The organism is Fulvitalea axinellae (genome assembly GCF_036492835.1).
GTDB classification, from domain to species: domain Bacteria; phylum Bacteroidota; class Bacteroidia; order Cytophagales; family Cyclobacteriaceae; genus Fulvitalea; species Fulvitalea axinellae.
The window spans coordinates 4,797,973-4,812,328 of sequence record NZ_AP025314.1 but is presented as its reverse complement, the minus strand read 5'-3'; the positions used below and the strand labels follow the sequence as shown (position 1 = coordinate 4,812,328).

The following is a 14,356-nucleotide window of genomic DNA, read 5'->3' as shown; positions in this document are numbered from 1 at the left end:
TTTAAAGTTAAAAAGTAAAAATCAGGATTAAGGTACATATTAGGCTTCATAAAAAACAATTATCATTAGTGAAAAATGCAATTCGATATCTGGAGAAAGCCTTTAAATCCTGATAAAATGTCACCCCTAAGCCAAGGTGAAATCTCCCTGACACTTACCCGATTACGCTGGGCTGTACTTTGAACGGTCTTTTCTGGTTAACTTGCCGACATCAAAAAGGCTGGAAAGTGTCGCCTCCCATATTGAGAAAATACCCAAAGTTTAAACGAAATCCCTCTTGTTTGCCTGTATTGGGGGATTATTCAAACCCTGTTGGAATCCGAAAACCCCCGTTTTCGGATTTTTTTACGCTTTTTCGCCTCCAAAATCCAGTATATCTCTATTCAAAATATAGTATGTAATAGCATAAAACCCAGTATGTATCTACTGGTTACATACTATGTTTGTATCTTTTATCCAGTATGTAACCAATAGAGAGTCAGTATATAACTGTTTTATTTCCCTAAATAAGAAAATCAAACATACTGAAATAGTGGGTGTGATGTACTTTGTAGGAAAACCTAACACGCTGTGTTGGCGCTAGTGACCGAGTACGAAAAAAGGGAAAGCCCTTTCGGACCTTCCCTTTTGCGGGTAGTTTTATCAGGAAACGCTTAGCCTTCCCTCTTCTTCAAAGCGCCGTAAAGCATCTTCACCCTTCCCTTTGTCTTGTCTTTGTGGCGGACAAACTTCTGCACCGAACAGCCCGAGGCGCGGATATAAGAGGCTACTTCCGAGGCTTTCACCGTGTCCTCTGAGTCAAGGCTGGAGATCATTCTGAAAATTACCCGCACTTGGCGTATTCTGGCCTTGTCTTTTGCGCGTGATGTCTTCTCTTGGTTGCCATACCCCTTGTCATGCCATTTCTGTTTGACTTTACGGAATGCGGTGGAACCCGTGCCCAACACCGAACTTGAAATGTTAAGCGCCAATCCGGCTTGCGCCGATACGCCGGCTATCTTGAGCGCGTCGGCCGTAAGGTTCATGCCGGCTATGGCTATCCGCATAGATTCGCGGATAATTCGCTTGCGGTTTACCTTCTTCAGGTCGCGTACCAGCTCGTATTCCTGAGCCATACTGGATAGTGTGTACGAGGATTTACTGCCTGTTGACATACGTCGGAGGGTTTCGGTATTGGTGGCCCCTTTTTCAGTAAACAACCCTTCGAAGGAATCGGAGGCGGAAAGTGATTTTCGCATCCTGTCTTTGGAGCGGCCCATGCTCATGTAGTTGCGCACATCCCGCCACAAATCCAGGCTCCGCAAAGCTATTTCAATGGCGGCAATCACTATGGAAAGGCCCGGAACGGCGCTTTTTAGCGGTCCCGGTATCTTGGTAACCAGTCCCATTACATCCTTGGTGGCTACCAGTATGGCTCTGCCGGCCGAGGCCAAGGTACGGCCAAGAGTGATAACTTCCCTTGCCTTGTCGCCGGTAGTAAAGACTTCCTCGTCGTCAGAGAAGCAGGATTTTACTTTGGCGGCCTGCTTAAATACGGCGATTATGGGGGAAATCACGCCCAACACACTGCTTATGGCGCCACAATATTCGGATACGGCCTCGGCTTTCGCCGACACGTCGCCTTTTGTCAGTTCGCTTACATAGCCGCTTACGGTGTCTATCAGCCCGACGGTGGTGTCTACTGCGTCGATAAAAGCTTCGAACTTATCCAACACCCGTTCAAAATCCCATCCGCTTTCGGCTTTTACCGTCAGCATGTCCTTTAGGGCGCGGGCCATTTCCCTTTGTACCTTTATGGGCGTTTCTGTATAGTCATCGGAAAATCCAGCCTTACGGGCCAAGATCCTTTTGATGATGACCAATACCCGGCCAGGCACCGGCTCGTCCGAGCCGTGTATCATTTCCTTGAGCTCTTTGTCAAGGTCTACATCATCAATGTTTGTGTAGGCTTCATCCTCATCCTCTTCGCTTTCCAGTACGTCAATTTGGGTGAATGGAGGAGCGTCGGCTTCGCTTTCCAGCTCTCCGATATGGGTAAATGAGTCATCGCCGGCCTCGCTGGACACTATATCCAGCGCCTGGCCTCGGCGCAAAAAAGGGGAATGTTCCTGAGGTTCGAGCTTGCGCGAGCTTTCCACCAAGTCCAACCCGCCCTGCATCCGCCCGAAAAAAGCTTCGAATTCTTCCGCCAGACGCTCGTCGGCCACATCTTCCGAACTGTCAAACATATCGTCCGGCTCAGCCACGCCACCGCCTGTGTCCAGCGCCGCCTCCCGTTTCATCCTGCCTTTCGACAGTTGCGCTGGGGGAAGCTTGGACACACCGGCGTTGCCCGCTTTGTTGGCGTTGCTTGATGGGTACGTATGTCGGTGGGTTCGGTTTGAGAACATACAGGGCCTTTCGCCGATCCGCAAGGGCAAAAGTGCCCTGGACCAACTGGTATACTGCCAAAATCTGTACCCCAAACGGTCGTGTACCCCTAATTTGTAGGGAGCCGGTAGCTTAAAAAACAAAAAAAGCCATCCGCATGCGGATGGCTTTCCTTATCGAAATCCTCTCTTAAACCTTGAAATTACGAGACTTCGGCTTCGCTTTTCCTCATCTGCGCAAGCTGAATGACGTTCACTGTCGCAATAAACGCATTGACAATGACAATTGGATAAGCGCCCAACAACAGGCCGTAGGCCACAAACGAAAGGCATCCGACAGTGTTGAATACCCTAAGTTTCTTGATGTCCTTGAACAAAAAGGACACGGCAAGCAGTACCATGGCTATATAGCCAACAACTTCAACATAATTCATAATGAATCTCTCTTATTATAAACTCTCTTGACAAAAGATCGCAAATGTATACAAATCGGAACACCAAACAAACGCAAGAACTTGACAAACAGTATAATAATATGTTATCGGATAGGTTTTTGCGTTTCAAAATGGCTTTTTAGAGGTTTCAAAGGGTGTTGCCTCTGTTTATATACTTCTACGAAACAGTGTTGTCAGTATGTTTAGATATTTTTGACTGATCAAAAACTGACTTTGTTCGAGACAATAATATTTTCAATAAACACAATTATTGATATTTTGTAACTCAGTGTGCCATTATCCGTATAAAGGATTCCAACCCAATGTTCTAAGACTTATGAAAGCTTCCAACGTACTAGAAACCATCGGGCACACCCCGCTGGTGCGCATAAACCGACTTTTTGGAAAAGACATCGAAGTTTGGATGAAACTCGAAAGGGCAAATCCAGGTGGCAGTATCAAAGACCGTATCGCTTTGGCCATGGTGGAAGAGGCCGAAGAAAAGGGCTTGTTGCATAGAGACAGCGTGATTATCGAGCCAACTTCGGGCAATACCGGTGTGGGGCTGGCCATAGTGGCGGCTGTCAAGGGTTACAAACTTGTGCTGGTAATGCCGGAATCCATGTCGTTGGAAAGACGTAGGCTGTTGGCCGCTTACGGAGCCAAGCTGGTTCTTACCCCTAAAGAAAAGGGAATGGGCGGGGCGATAGCCAAGGCCGCCGAGCTGTTGGAAGAAACCACAAACGCTTGGATGCCCCAACAGTTTGAAAACGAGGCCAATTCACGGGTTCATTTTGAAAGAACGGCCAAGGAAATCATCACCGATATGCCGGAAGGCTTCGATTATTTGATTACGGGCGTGGGTACCGGCGGGCACATAACCGGCGTTACCAAAGCGCTGAAAGAGCGTTATCCGAAGCTAAAGTCATACGCTGTGGAGCCTGCGGGGTCGCCGGTTATTGGCGGAGGATCGCCAGGTCCGCACCCGATACAGGGAATAGGTGCGGGATTTATCCCGAAAATCCTTGAAACTGATTTGCTCAGAGGGGCCATTAACGTAGAGCCTTCCCAAGCTTTCGAGTTTACCCGTAAGCTGGCTAGGGAAGAAGGCATACTCGCCGGTATTTCCACGGGAGCCTCGTTGGCGGCTATAGCCAAGAAATTGCCCGAGATGCCTATCGGGTCCAAGGTTCTGACCTTTAACTATGACACTGGTGAGCGTTATTGGTCTGTAGAAGGGCTTTACGTTTAAGTTTAGATAACTTACGGAGAAACGGCTATCCTGATTTGAGGATGGCCGTTTCTGTTTTTATAAGATATTTTTGCTTTACCGCTTTGGCGGAATGTCCCGAACGTTGAACTTTGTTAAAAAAAGAATATGCCACTGATTCCCCCGCCAGAAGACAAAAGACGTAAAGAGAAGCTGGAAGCTTTTGATCGTTTGCTGACTATTATGGACGAGCTAAGGCTCAATTGTCCTTGGGATAAAAAGCAGACGATAGACAGTATCCGTCACCTTACCATTGAAGAAACGTACGAACTCTCGGACGCGATTTTGGAGAATGACCACGAAGAAATTCGCAAAGAGCTGGGCGACATTATGCTACATATGGTTTTTTACGCCAAAATAGCCGACGAAGAGGGCCGTTTTGATGTAGCCGATGTGCTTCATGGTATTTGCGATAAGTTGGTGCATCGTCACCCGCATATCTACTCGGACGTACAGGCCGATGACGAAGAAGCGGTAAAGCAGAACTGGGAACGCATTAAGCTTAAGGAAAAAGGCAACAAATCAGTGCTTGGTGGCGTGCCGAAGAGCCTTCCCGCCATGGTAAAAGCTCATAGAATTCAGGACAAGGCCCGTGGAATCGGGTTTGATTGGGAGCGTAAAGAGCAGGTTTGGGAAAAGGTGGAAGAGGAAATGGCTGAGTTCAAGCAGGAATTCAATATAGCCGACGATAAGCAAATCGATCAGAAAAAAGCTGTGGAGGAATTCGGCGACCTGATGTTTTCGCTGATCAACTACGCTCGTTTTCTCAAAATCGATCCGGAAGAGGCGTTGGAACGTACTAACCGCAAGTTTATCAAGCGATTTACGCATATAGAAAAGCGGGCGAAGGAAGAGGGAAAAGAGCTGGGCGATATGTCTTTGGATGAGATGGACCGGTATTGGAACGAGGCCAAAGATCTGTAAGATGGGCTCTTTAAAGTAACGATCGAAGCGTAAGTTCTTTGCCTGTAAGCGATGTTTTGGGACAAATGCCCTTATGTGGGAAACATCTCAATGAAGCTAAGTCAACGTTCTCCGTAGCGGATGTTGGCTTAGCTTTCTTTTTTTGCCTTTCTTACTTCCTTTCTGTTGCGCCTGAATACTTTGAATTGGTCATACCTAAGTACTCTTTTGAGGCTACCGTCCCTTATTTTTTCGAAAGTACGGATCTCGCGTTTTTTCGTGAGTTCGGTGGCCGAGCTGGACAAAACCGCCTCTTTCGCCGAGTAGAAGTCGTAGAAAATAGTGTTGACCTTGTGGTTTTGCTGGGGCGAAAGGGAGATTCCCTTCATGTAATCCTCGTAGAATTTATCGTCTTGGCAGTGGGCCGTAGAGCCAAAGGCTAGGACACAGGCCATTATCGATACGGTCAGAACCAACGCTTTCATCATCTCATTATTTATAAATACAGTACGGAGTAAATGGTAAAGCACGGATGATCGGCGCCACCGACTTACTGTTTGTACTTTAGATAAATAGGCTTTCGGGCCGAATTGGGCGGAAAGCTCACTGATTGTAAAAGCGGGGAAGCTCGAAAAAGTTATTTGCCGACGTAAGATTAAGAGAGAATTGGGCGAAAGACAAACGCCCGGGCGTTCGGTTATATACCGGAACACTCGGGCGTTTTGTTGGTGTTTTTTGCGCTTTGCCTCAGTCGGCTACGGCAATGCACGATACCTCTACGGCCGCGCCTTTTGGCAACGCTTTCACTTCCACGGTTTCGCGGGCGGGCGGGTTTTGCTCAAAGTAGTTTCCGTATACGCCGTTTACTGTGGCGAAGTCGTCCATGTTGGTGACGAAGATAGAGCATTTGACCACGTGGCTGAAGGACATTCCGGCGGCTTCCAATACGGCGCCGAGGTTTTTCATTACCCTTTCGGTCTCTTTGACTATATCTCCGTCAAAGTTCGGGAACTCTCCCGTCTCGGGATCCAGTGCTATTTGGCCCGAAGCGTAAAGCGTGTCGCCCGCCAATACCGCTTGGTTGTAAGGCCCTATGGGCTTGGGCGCTTTATCCGTCTCAATGATTATTTTTTTCATGCGGGATTATTAATTTTGGTAAACTAAGGTCTGTTACGTCGTATAAGGCCTATTTTAGTTGGAGTGTGTGGTCCGTGAACCGGAATTGTCAAATAGGCCTCCGCTAAAATACATTATTTACGAAATCTAGTTTTACTAATCCATATCAAAATATGAAAGTTCTCGTAATAGGAACCGAACCCTCGCTTGAGGAATTCAAGGCGAAGTTCACCGCTGAGCACGAGTACGACTTCCGTACGGACTACGACTTCGGGCCAGAGGATCTGGAAAACACGGACGTGGTGTTCGATTACCTGATCGACGAGAACCCCGAAGCGTTGGAGTTGTACTTGCCTTACGCTCAGTTAACGGCGTTTCTTAGCGTGCCTAAGACTAGTTTGGCGGAGCTTACGCACGTGTTTGGCCGTGGCGAGTGTACGTTTGTGGGCTTCAATGGCTTGGCGTCGTTCACGCACCGCAGGAAGTTGGAGGTGAGCTTGCTGTTTGAAGATACCGAGCCGCGCTTGGCTGAGATATGTAAAGCTTTGGGAACGGAGTATCTCTTGGTGCAGGACCGTGTGGGAATGGTGATACCTAGGCTGATGGTTGCCATCGTGAACGAGGCTTATTACACTTTGCAGGACGGCACCGCCACCCGCGAGGATATCGATACGGCTATGCGTTTGCGTAATCGCAATACGAACGGGCCGTTCGAATGGTGTAAGCGAGTGGGCATCGACAACATCTACGAGATACTTGAGGCCTTGTATGAGGATACCAAAGACGAAAGATACAAGATCAGCCCACTGCTTAAGAGGGAATATCTGTTGAGATAATTATCGGCTACGGCCGAAGCCAAAAGGCTTGTCTGGGAGTATGCGCTTCCCGGACAAGCCTTTTCTTTTTTCATCAAGTCCCGATTTTTCCCAAAATAAATACGGCGTTTGGTTTTCTTCCAAAAAAGCTTTTCAGCTGACGCATACTGCGTAAGGAATGGTTTTCATTTTAAAAAAAGACAGGAAACAGTATATCATACCTAGAAAGGTACTGTATTTCATATTGTTACATACTGTGTTTCTATGCTTTACATAGTATGTAACACAGTCTTATATACTGTGTAATGGCTTGGAATACAGTATGTATTTTAAGAGAACATGCCTCCATAAACGTGAAAAGACGGTACCAAAGCACCGCCTTTTCTTAACAAAACGTATCCCAATCGTTTGTCATTCAATATTTCGGAAGTAGGCGTTAGGTCATACCGTCTCCTCTTCCTCTTTTTCGGACTTGGCTTTGGCGTACGTCGCCAGCTTGAGCTGGTTGCGCACCTCCTGCCCCGCCCTGAAGTTTACCTTGTTGCCGGAGATGGTATGCGCCGTCACTTTGTCTTCAGTATCCACGCCTTCGGCCTTCAGGCTTAGCGAAAAGGTACCCAAGTCGCCGAGTTTTACCGGCCGTCCCTTGGCCAAGTACTTCGGAACCATCTTTACCAAGGCGCTTAACACTGCGGCGATGTCCACCTCGCTCACCGTGGAAATATCGGCGATGTCGGCGGCCATTTCCTTAATCTTCACCCTTTCTTTCTGCACTATTTGGGCATAATACTTAGGCGGAGCGTCATTTTGTTGTGGGTTTCTCCTTTCCACTGACTTAAATTCTACAGGCATATAAGTACGTTTAAAGGTTGATAGAAATCCGGACCCGTTAGAAGCAAGTTAACGATTCCCGCTTTCCGGAACAGCGGGCTTGGAGGCGGGGTAAGAAACGTGGCGCAAACGTAGCTTGAGGCGTGCGGGCTCGGGGGCGGAAAGTGCGGGTTTTTGTTATATTTGCCCCGATTTGGGAATATCTTACTTAGAACCAGAGTTATGATTTTACAGTTCAGAATAGACCTCAAGTACTTTAAGCCACCCGTGTGGCGCCGGATACAAATGGATGCCGAATCCACTTTTGCCGATCTTCATGAGGCCATACAGGTGTTGATGGACTGGGAAGACTCTCATCTTCATAGATTTGAGTTAGCGGACAGGACTCAGATAATGCCCGGAACATATACCGATATGAATCCTTGGGGGGAGGATGATCACCTGCATGACGAGAAGACGAAATTGAAACAGTTCTTTGTGAAGGAAGGTACTGTGGTGGAATACAGATATGACTTCGGCGATAGTTGGGATCATGTTATTAAGTTGGAGAAAATACTTGATGGTAATGTAATGATTCCTGTTTGTCTGAAAGGAAAGATGAATAGCCCTTTGGAGGATTTTCCGTATTGTGAGACTGAGGAAGAGAAGAAGGAAGCCTTAGCGATGTACGGGTTAGAGAAGTATGACGAGAAGCATTTTGATCTGGATGAGATAAATCGTGGCTTGCAGGAGCGGTTTCGTTAAGTGCTTAGGCTATGACTAATCGGGCAATAACTTGTCTTACAGCTCATTATATATTTCGGGTAGAGATATAGTGGATAGGATAGCTCGGTAGGGTTGGGCGGAAGAAATCATTATGGAAAAGAAGAAATACTTAATCAGCGCCTGCTTGGCGGGGCATAAATGTAGGTTTGACGGGCAAGCTAAACCTGTTTCCAAGATACAGAAGTTGGTGGAAAGAGGAGAGGCCGTATTGGTTTGTCCGGAAGTAGACGGCGGGTTGAGCACGCCAAGGCCCGCAAGTGAAATTGTAACCGAGGACGGTAAGATAAAAGTAGTTACCAAAACAGGTCGAGACGTAACGGACGAATTCCGGAAAGGAGCTCAAGTGTCGTTGGAAAAAGCCAGGCAACATGGCGCCAGCGTGGCGATTCTCAAGGCCAAAAGTCCGTCCTGCGGTTACGGAAAGATCTACGACGGCACGTTTTCCGGCAAGCTTGTCGACGGTAATGGCCTTACGGCTGACTTGCTTTCGGAAAACGGGCTGTCGATTTACTCCGAGTTGAATTTCGAATCGGAGGGAGATATTGGCGAAAGCCAAGGGTAACGGGCTTAAAGGCGTACGCTTACGCCTTTTTTCTCCCACTCTTTGCGCATTTTTTTGCCGGAGTCGCTTTCCTTGAAGTCTTCGGAAAATCCGTTTTTGTGCAGATAAAGAATCTGTAGGTCAGAGCTTTGGAATTCTTTTTTATCCGGAAAGCTTTCGATGTCGTTTTGGCTCAGGTTCAGGTCTTTGAGTTTCGGCAGTTCGAAAACGGACTCGGGGAATTCGCTGAAGTAGTTTCGGTGTGCGTGCACTACTTTTAGGTTTTGGAATTTGCGCAAGTCCACGCCGAATTCCACCAGTTTGTTATTGTAGACGTATAGTTTTTCCAGTTTCGTCAGCTCTTCCAGTTCCTTCGGTAACGATTGGATTCGGTTATTCGCAACATAGAGGACTTTCAGGTTTTGGAGCTTTGATATTTCCGGAGGGATTTCTGTCAGGAGGTTGTAGTAAATGTCGAGTTCTTCCAGACTTTCGATGCTGTAAATGCAGTCAGGAATACTTGTAAGCCGGTTTTTGTAAAGGATGATATTCTCTAGGCTGTCGAATTCGTCGAACATGTCGGGCACGTCCGTCAGATCGTTTTCCGCAAGGTTTAGCACTTTTAGCGTCTTGAGGTTGCTGACGGATTCGGGAAGGGTTTTTATTCCGTTACCGTTCAGGAAGAGCTTTTTGAGGCTTTTCATTTGCGGAAATTCGTCGTTTTCCAGCGTCATTTTGTTTTTGTAAAACGAGAGGGCGTGGAGCTTCTTGTTCTTTCTCAACACAGAGGGAAATTCCGTAAATAAGTTCTCGGAAAGATCCAGCCATTCCAAGTTTTTCATGCGTTTTACTCCCCTTGGCACTTCGGTCAGTCCGTTGCTGTTTAGGTACAGCATCTTGAGTCTTTTCATTTTTGGAAACCAGAAAACGATAGGGTCTTCCCGGGCTATTTTTTTGTAACCGATCGCTCTTGAGGAATCTTTGTTGTACTTAATTTGGCCGTGCCAATAATTATTCATGTGCTCTATCTTACGGAGCTTTTTCAGGCGCTTGAGTTTCCTTGGCATCCTGAAAATATCGGTGCCTGAAAGGGAGAGCGTTTCCAGGTTTTTGCATTCGAGCACCCACTTAGGAAGTTCGGTCAGCGGAGGGGAATCGTCACCTCTTTTTGGGGAGAGATTGAGGTGGCGGATAGTGTCTTTGCGCAAGCAATCCTTCGCTTCTTCCAGCTTGAAGACGTGGTCTTTTTGGGCTTTCAGTGTGAAGGGAAATATCAAAAAGGCTATAAGAACTAATCTTTTCATAACTCAGCTAATTTTGTAGTTAATAAACTAAGTGATAAGTTTTATAAAAATGAAGCTTACGTAATGTTTGTGCCGGTATTGCAGAAAAAGGACTTTTCGGAGTATCGTGTTTTGTTTAAGAAAAAGAGGGGAAACGTATTGGTTTCAGTAAATAATTGGTTTTAAGGTACATTCAGGGCCGTTTCTCCAAGAGAGCCCATAAGACTGGGGTAATCGGGGTAAAGGGAAAAATTGGGAAGAGAGGAAAAGGATCATATATCTTTTCTCAAATCGAAAATCGATAATTTATCTGTTGTATATGCGGTTTTGCAAGTGAAAAAGGGGCTGGATTAGTGTTGGGGTACGTATTTGGCGGGGGACATTGTAATTTCTGATTTTCGAATTGCGAAGCCGTAGGCATGGAAATAGTGCGGGAGTGTTTTATGAGTCATTTTTATTTATTTACACAATTTGTGTAAATTCATGACGAATTGATCAATCGCCCCGATTTTCAATTTTTCATTACATACAGCTTTTTCATTGTAGTTCATCTTATCTCTCCTATTATGCATGGGATCATATTCAGTCTTTTCAACAAGTTTGTAAGGGAGAATTATGGGCAAGTCATGACAACGAGAATCTCAAGAATATCAGGAATGGGATACAAATTTCATGATGCCAGAAAAAGTTATCCTGATGAAGAGTTTACGGCATTGCTGGACACCGCATGCCAAGAATTGGAACAGCCTAGGGATGAGCTGTTGGAGCGTTTTGGTTACTACATCACCCCTACTCTGCTTGAAGAACACGCCAGTCTTATTAATGAAAACTGGTCTTGTATCGACTTCTTGGAAAGGGTCGATCCGATTATTCACGGTGCGATGCGAAAACCGGAAATCGGGGCTTCGCCACCTACCCTAATCGCTGACCGAGTTTCCGAAAATGAATTGACTATCGAATACCGGTCGGGACGGAGTATGGACGCTATGGGCGTGGGGATAATCAAGGCCGTGGGCAAGCACTACGGCCATGCGGTGAATGTGGAGGAATTGGACGCCGAAGAAGGGCGGAAAGTCCTGAAAGTAACGCTTACCTCTGTCTGATTATCGTTCCAAGGGTTTCAGTAGGTTGCTTAGGAAGTTGTTGAGCGCCTCGGTTTTGGTGGAGGCGCCATCCCATTTGTCGCCAGTGAAGATACGCTGGGTGAGGATGTGTTTGACGTAGAATTTGTAAACGGTTTTTGTCCCGTAGTCAACCTTTTTTGGCTTTTTTCCGCGGACGGTTTTTTCTTGCCAATTCAGGTGTGTCCGGATTGTGGACTCGGAACCTTTAAGGCAAAGGATTACGAAACGATAACCTTGTTTGCGATAATCGTCCTCCTTCAGTTTGTCATAGTCTACGAAGCCGTATTCGTACGGGTATTTTGTCCAGAGTTGTTTTAGCGCTTCCTCCTCTGTTTTCAACCTTTGGTTTTCGTTTCGCACATCCGAAGCCAAGCCCGGATCCGTTGAGTTGGCCCCTTCGGGGAGTTCCAGTGAAACGATATTTGGAATAGCCAACTTACCGGAATTTAGGTTGGCGGTGTATTTTTGTTGGAGTTTATCTTTGCTGGTGGTGAAGGGTTTTGGAGGAAAATATTCAGGCTCGGACATTACCAGCAGATTGTTCCTCTTTATCGCTCCCCGCCTGATTTTGTCTTCCAAGCGTTCGAACATCACGTCCAGTGCCGTTCCTTTAATCTTGAAAGCGTTCTGCCCTTGATCCGTAAGGCTTCTTTTTCTGTTGAAGTCTGTATAAATCAGCGTGTAACCGCTTTGGTCTTTTCCGAAAAAGATGACTTTGTTCATTTTGCGTTTTCGCATCATCAGGGCATTGTCGAAGATGGTGCGGGAGCCGGCCATGAAGTCCTCTCTGTAGAAGCTGGCTGCTACGTCTACGCCCAACTTGGCCAGGCCTTCCTGTAGTTTTGATACCTCCGATTTCCAGTTGGGACGCGGAGTGCCGGAGGCGTGATCAATATGAACCAGAGCGAAAGCTTTGGAGGACAAAAAATCTTCGGGAATTTCTTCCGAATAGCGGAAAAAACGGTCGCCTAACAACGAAGTTTGCGCTTGGGCACTTAGAGCCGGAATCAGCAAAATAATCGCCAGTATGAGTCTGTACATCCGTTTAGGTTCTTTTTTTGAGAAGAAAATCCCTGTCAATTATACACAAGTTACTGAATTAGTGGCATTCCTGAAAAAAATTGCTCGGAGGCCTGTTTGAAATCCTGTCCATATCCCGATTTTTCGGCTTTTGGAAGCTCCGGAAGTTCGAAAATGTGTTACCACCCGGGATTTTGTACCAAATTGGAATTTAGGCTCAATTCTTTTGTGGGAAGAGGCCAAAGATAATGCTTGCTAGGATCAAAGTGGCGTTTGTCAGCGGTTTGGGCTACATAATAACCGTCTTTGTTAAGGCTGTTGGAGGCTTTGAGTTTTTCGTAGTTGGGATGGCTTTTAAGGATTTTTATACCCAAAACAGTCCCTTCCAGCTCCTCGCCCTTTTTCCAGCGCATCAAGTCCCAGTATCTGGGCCCTTCCTCTCCGCAAAGTTCTACGAAACGCTCTCTTCGAAGTTCGTTACGCATGTCAAGGTCGTTTTGGGTAACGAAACTGTTGGAAAGAGGTTTTATACCCGCTCTTTGCCTTAGGGGATTGACCGTGATGTCGAGCAATGCGTCGGAGATTCTTCCGTCAAGCTCGAAAACGGCTTCGGCCCTGATAAGAAGGATTTCGGCGTAACGCAGTTTCATTTGGTCAATTTCGCTTTTGCTTGTTACGGGGTCGTCGTTATCCCAAACGCAATATTTTTTTAGGCAATAACCCGTGTTGATTCTGTTCCAATTATTGAGGAATGGCGTTCCGTTCCAAGTGGGATCGTTGTCTTTCCAAACGGAGAATACCAAACGCCGGTCCCGGTTGGCGAATTCGGAGTTTTGGTTATTGCCAGTGGAGTGTCCGCGGAAGAGAGGGCTTTTTTGTATGGGAAGGCCGTCGGAACAGAGAAACATGTCTACGGCTTTACGCGTAAGCGAGAGTTTTCTTTGCATGATCAGCTGTCCGGGCCGGCCGTGGGTTCTTATATCCAGATCGAAGCGATTCGCGATCATGGTTTCGGGGCTTCCCTCGCCACCGTGTCGGAAAAGGTGGTAATAACTGGCTTCGGGTTCCGGTAAGTGTTCGAACAGGGCGAATTCCCCACTTTCCATAACTTGGCGCGAGCAATCCAAGGCTTGGCGGTACCATTCACGGGCTTTTCCGCGAATGCCCGTTACGGGGTCGTAGCCCGAAAATCCGTGGTATTTGGCCCGGCTGGCCTCAAAAAGGGCCACTTTGGATTTGAACCCCAAGGCGGCGTATTTAGTGATTCGCCCGTAATCCTTATGGTGGTTCATTTCCGAACCTTTCGGGCGGTATGCGAAAGCGGAATCAAGGTCGGAAAGGATCTGCTCCACTATTCTTGTGCGGGAAGATCTCGGGTAGGTGAGTTCCTCGTCTTCGGTGTCGAGTGTTTTTAATATTAGCGGAACGCCTCCGAATCGGGAAACTAGATCGAAATAGGCCAAGGCGCGGAAGAAGAATGCTTCGCCACGATACGAGTTTATCTTGACGGGAGGAAGTGAGGTGGCGTACATAGCCTTTTTCAGGATGTTGTTCGCTTTGCGGATTTGTCTGTAGCTTCTGTCCCAGTAGTATGAGTCGGATGTCGGGTAATAACTGCCGGAACTTACTTTGTTCGGTTCGTTTCCGAAAGTGTCGTCGCCGTGGTTGTCCCAATCCACGATGTTGAATTTCTCGAAATAATGGTAGAGCTCTGTGGTGGCCAAGGCCAGCTGTTCCTCGGTTCTCCAAAAGGATTTGTCTGTAATATCCGATTTTGGAGCTATGTCGAGGAAACTTCCGCAAGACGTGATGCAGAGTACCGCAAAGGTGAAAATCAAGTTCTTTACTATCGGATTTATATATCGTATCATTTAAAAATTCGGTA

Annotated in this window: 14 protein-coding genes; 6 read left to right on the top strand and 8 right to left on the bottom strand. The window is 46.9% G+C overall.

Translation table 11 applies throughout. The annotated features are described in order from the left end of the window. Positions 1-653: 653 nt before the first annotated feature. Together AABK39_RS18800 and AABK39_RS18795 are read right to left on the bottom strand one after the other, a co-directional pair. Positions 654-2,390: a hypothetical protein gene (locus AABK39_RS18800; RefSeq protein ID WP_338392849.1), complete on the bottom strand. Its 1,737-nt coding sequence runs from the start codon at positions 2,388-2,390 to the stop codon at positions 654-656. 182 nt (positions 2,391-2,572) lie between these two features. Continuing rightward, the gene (locus AABK39_RS18795; protein ID WP_338392848.1) at positions 2,573-2,803 is read right to left on the bottom strand and encodes a YgjV family protein; all 231 of its coding nucleotides are present in this window, start codon (positions 2,801-2,803) and stop codon (positions 2,573-2,575) included. Positions 2,804-3,140: 337 nt separating this feature from the next. On the opposite strand from AABK39_RS18795, the gene cysK reads away from it, so the two are divergent. Then, positions 3,141-4,055: a cysteine synthase A gene (gene cysK, locus AABK39_RS18790; protein WP_338392847.1), complete on the top strand. Its 915-nt coding sequence runs from the start codon at positions 3,141-3,143 to the stop codon at positions 4,053-4,055. A 126-nt stretch (positions 4,056-4,181) separates the two neighbouring features. Then, the gene (gene mazG / locus AABK39_RS18785) at positions 4,182-4,997 is read left to right on the top strand and encodes a nucleoside triphosphate pyrophosphohydrolase (protein ID WP_338392846.1); all 816 of its coding nucleotides are present in this window, start codon (positions 4,182-4,184) and stop codon (positions 4,995-4,997) included. 128 nt (positions 4,998-5,125) lie between these two features. Here the strand turns inward: mazG and AABK39_RS18780 are convergent, their stop codons facing one another. Together AABK39_RS18780 and AABK39_RS18775 are read right to left on the bottom strand one after the other, a co-directional pair. Then, positions 5,126-5,464 (bottom strand): hypothetical protein, encoded by a 339-nt coding sequence (locus AABK39_RS18780; RefSeq protein WP_338392845.1) that lies wholly within the window; start codon positions 5,462-5,464, stop codon positions 5,126-5,128. Positions 5,465-5,723: 259 nt separating this feature from the next. Beyond that, on the bottom strand, positions 5,724-6,113 hold the full coding sequence (locus tag AABK39_RS18775; RefSeq protein WP_338392844.1) for a RidA family protein: 390 nt from the start codon (positions 6,111-6,113) through the stop codon (positions 5,724-5,726). A gap of 152 nt (positions 6,114-6,265) precedes the next feature. Between AABK39_RS18775 and AABK39_RS18770 the strand changes: the two genes are divergently transcribed. After that, positions 6,266-6,928, top strand: coding sequence for a 3-hydroxyacyl-CoA dehydrogenase family protein (locus AABK39_RS18770; protein ID WP_338392843.1), 663 nt, complete (start codon positions 6,266-6,268; stop codon positions 6,926-6,928). Between the two features lie 420 nt (positions 6,929-7,348). On the opposite strand, the gene AABK39_RS18765 is transcribed toward AABK39_RS18770, so the two are convergent. Further along, entirely contained in the window at positions 7,349-7,759 is a 411-nt protein-coding gene (locus AABK39_RS18765; protein WP_338392842.1) for an HU family DNA-binding protein, read from the bottom strand. A 201-nt stretch (positions 7,760-7,960) separates the two neighbouring features. Here AABK39_RS18765 and AABK39_RS18760 point away from each other — a divergent pair, with 201 nt between their 5' ends. Then, positions 7,961-8,482 carry a plasmid pRiA4b ORF-3 family protein gene (locus AABK39_RS18760; RefSeq protein WP_338392841.1) on the top strand — a complete coding sequence of 174 codons (522 nt, stop codon included), beginning with the start codon at positions 7,961-7,963 and terminating at the stop codon, positions 8,480-8,482. Between the two features lie 112 nt (positions 8,483-8,594). Beyond that, entirely contained in the window at positions 8,595-9,065 is a 471-nt protein-coding gene (locus tag AABK39_RS18755; RefSeq protein WP_338392840.1) for a 2-thiouracil desulfurase family protein, read from the top strand. Between the two features lie 5 nt (positions 9,066-9,070). Here the strand turns inward: AABK39_RS18755 and AABK39_RS18750 are convergent, their stop codons facing one another. Continuing rightward, positions 9,071-10,348 (bottom strand): leucine-rich repeat domain-containing protein, encoded by a 1,278-nt coding sequence (locus tag AABK39_RS18750; RefSeq protein WP_338392839.1) that lies wholly within the window; start codon positions 10,346-10,348, stop codon positions 9,071-9,073. A 545-nt stretch (positions 10,349-10,893) separates the two neighbouring features. On the opposite strand from AABK39_RS18750, the gene AABK39_RS18745 reads away from it, so the two are divergent. Beyond that, positions 10,894-11,430 carry a heme NO-binding domain-containing protein gene (locus tag AABK39_RS18745; RefSeq protein WP_338392838.1) on the top strand — a complete coding sequence of 179 codons (537 nt, stop codon included), beginning with the start codon at positions 10,894-10,896 and terminating at the stop codon, positions 11,428-11,430. On the opposite strand, the gene AABK39_RS18740 is transcribed toward AABK39_RS18745, so the two are convergent. Then, positions 11,431-12,492 (bottom strand): hypothetical protein, encoded by a 1,062-nt coding sequence (locus AABK39_RS18740; RefSeq protein WP_338392837.1) that lies wholly within the window; start codon positions 12,490-12,492, stop codon positions 11,431-11,433. Between the two features lie 158 nt (positions 12,493-12,650). Then, on the bottom strand, positions 12,651-14,342 hold the full coding sequence (locus AABK39_RS18735; protein ID WP_338392836.1) for a RagB/SusD family nutrient uptake outer membrane protein: 1,692 nt from the start codon (positions 14,340-14,342) through the stop codon (positions 12,651-12,653). Positions 14,343-14,356 lie beyond the last annotated feature (14 nt).